Source organism: Bartonella sp. PS7NMGDW (assembly GCF_042193585.1).
Taxonomy (GTDB): Bacteria; Pseudomonadota; Alphaproteobacteria; order Rhizobiales; family Rhizobiaceae; genus Bartonella; species Bartonella grahamii.
Genome location: NZ_JBHILX010000020.1, coordinates 1 through 1,677, shown reverse-complemented (window position 1 = coordinate 1,677; position 1,677 = coordinate 1). Strand labels below are relative to the sequence as shown.

Below are 1,677 nucleotides of genomic sequence, written 5' to 3'. Positions count from 1 at the left end.
AAATAGTATAGCCATGGGTTATCAAGCAAATGCAAAGGGGAATAGAGGTATTGCTATAGGCAATGATTCGCTGGCCTCAAAAGAGGATACCATTGCTATAGGTTACACAGCTCAGGCCTTGGGTGCGAGCAGTGTCGCAATAGGTTCTGAGTATCATGAAACTGATGCGAAGGATGATCATACAACAGCGGCAGGTAGTTATTCGACGGCCGTTGGTGCTGTTTCTAAAGCTTTAGAGTATGCTACGACTGCTATAGGTCATCGTGCAAAGTCAATCGCAAAGTATTCTACTGCTTTGGGTTTTTATGCAGAAGCAAGGACAGAAGGAAGTGTTTCTTTAGGGGATTATTCTATCGCTAATATTGCTGCTGGTGTTCCGGGTTATACTTCTGTGCTGCAGGGACCTGCAGTAAATACGGCATCTTATTGGAAATCTACATTAGGTGCTGTTAGTGTTGGTGATGTTGCTGCTGGCAAAACGCGCCAAATTACAGGTGTAGCGGCTGGTAGTGAAGATTCAGACGCAGTGAATGTAATACAATTGAAAGACTTAGAAAGGGTCGTAAGACAAAACGGTTGGAAACTCTCTGTTGGTGGTAAAGATGCTAAAACAGTCATTATGGATAGCGGAGTAGATTTTTCCACTGGAAGTACAAATCTTAACATTACAAAAGGCAAAGATGACAATAAACTAAAATTTGATTTGGCTCAAGATGTTACATTAACGAGCTTAAAGGCAGGCACAACCACCCTAGATGCAAAAGGTCTGGTCATTACTGATGGTCCGAAAATAACGACCGATGGTATTGATGCTGGAGGTAAAGAGATAAAGAAAGTTAAGGCTGCAGAACTCACTGAGACTTCACAACAGGCAGTGAATGGATCGCAGTTATTTACAACAAATAAGGAAATTGCTGATGTAAGAGATAGTATCCTTGTTAAGGAAGAAGAAGAGATTACTTTAGCGCGTAGTCTCCGTTCGGGGGAATCGACTGTTATCACCATTGGTAAGGCATCAGGCGGCACTAAACTAAGTATTTTAAACAAAGACGGTAAAGAACGGACAATCGCCGGTGTGAGTTCTGGTGAACTCTCAGGAACCTCGACAGATGCGGTTAATGGCTCACAGCTTTTTACCACCAATGAAAATGTTACTAAGGTTGCTGAGCATACAGCAAAATATTTAGGCGGAGGTGCCAAGTATGAGGGTGAAGCGTGGACAGATCCAAGTTTCAAGGTTAAGACTGTTAAGGAAGATGGCACTGAAGAAGATAAAAGCTATTCTGATGTAGCTTCTGCCTTTGAGGGTGTAGGGACTTCTATCACAAATGCAAAAAAAGAGATTATCAATCAGATTACTAACGCGAAAAAAGATTCTTTAAACTGGAGCGAAACAGATAGTGCCTTTGTAGCGACGCATGGAGAAGGAGAGAAAAAAGGCAATAGCAAGATTAAGTACCTTGCAGATGGAGACATTACTGCAGACTCAAGTGATGCGGTTAATGGCTCACAGCTTTTTACCACCAATGAAACTGTTACTAAGGTTGCTGAACATACAGCGAAATATTTTGGCGGAGGTGCCAAATATGAGAGTGAAGCGTGGACAGATCCAAGTTTCAAGGTTAAGACCGTTAAGGAAGATGGCACTGCAGAAGATAAAAGCTATACTGATGTAGC

At 42.2% G+C, this 1,677-nt stretch carries 1 pseudogene; it reads left to right on the top strand.

Annotation, left to right across the window (positions count from 1 at the left end):
• Positions 1-13: 13 nt before the first annotated feature.
• A pseudogene (locus ACFIKJ_RS08005) lies at positions 14-1,677 on the top strand (hypothetical protein); the annotation flags it as partial.